This is a genomic window from Thermobrachium celere DSM 8682 (assembly GCF_000430995.1).
Taxonomy (GTDB): Bacteria; Bacillota; Clostridia; order Clostridiales; family Caloramatoraceae; genus Thermobrachium; species Thermobrachium celere.
Window position 1 is genome coordinate 1 of record NZ_HF952019.1, and the last position, 1,036, is coordinate 1,036.

Genomic DNA, 1,036 nt, shown 5'->3' on the forward strand with positions numbered 1-1,036 from the left:
ATATTTGCCTTTTTCATGAGGACCTAACTTAGTAGCTATTGCATATGTTATATTTCTATCCGCTAATCCTTTGCAAATATAGTTTGTAAAATATCCTGCATCTAATCCCACATACTTTACATTAAAATTAAATGTGTTAATTATTCTATCAATTCTGCTTAAATAAGGATCTACATCGTTTACATTTCCTGGTGTAACGTGAACATCTACAATAATATTATGTTTACTGTCTACTGTTCTATGATCTAAATAAAAGAATCCTTCAGGTTTACCATCTCTAATCATATAACCACTTTCAGGATCAGTTGTACTTTCTTTTATAGTTTTAGTTTCAGATGTTTTTTCAGTTTTTTTTAAAGGCTTTTTACCATGAGCAATTCTATCTTCATCAATTGCTTTATCAAGTTCTAACATATAATCCTTAGTAGATTTTTCAACTTCTTTTTCAATAAATTTTCTCTTATTGGCGTTAGCCTTAAGATGTGTTGAATCAGTATAAAGAACTTTACCTTCAACTAAGCCATGAGATATCGCTTGAAGGACAATGTTATCAAAAATTTTTTGTGCTATATCTGTATCCTTAAAACGTCTTCTCCTATTTTGACTTATAGTTGAATGATCAGGAATCTTATCTGTAAGTGAGAAACCTAAAAACCATCTATAGGCAACATTAACTTCAATATCCCTAACGAGCTGACGCTCGGATCTAATACCAAATAAGTAGCCTATAAATAACATTTTAAAAAGAACAACAGGATCAACAGCAGGTCGTCCATTATCATGACAATATAAGTCCTTAGTTAATTCACGAATAAAAGAAAAGTCAATATATTTATCAATTTTCCTCAGTATATGATCCTGAGGAACTAAATCTTCAATGTAAACCATTTCTAATTTTTGTTGTTTTGATTTAATTTCATTAATCATTGGGCACCTCCAAATTTATTTCTCTATATATAATTCTACATAGATGTTTAAAATCCTTTTTGCTACGCAAAAAAAACTGTTGACAAAATTTGTTTGTCAACAGCCTGWR

1 protein-coding gene is annotated in these 1,036 nt (G+C 29.6%); it reads right to left on the bottom strand.

Going from position 1 to position 1,036, the window contains the following annotated elements; translation table 11 throughout:
- Positions 1-927: IS1182 family transposase (locus TCEL_RS10405; RefSeq protein WP_040684034.1), on the bottom strand; the 927-nt coding region annotated here is incomplete at its 3' end.
- Between the last annotated feature and the right edge of the window lie 109 nt (positions 928-1,036).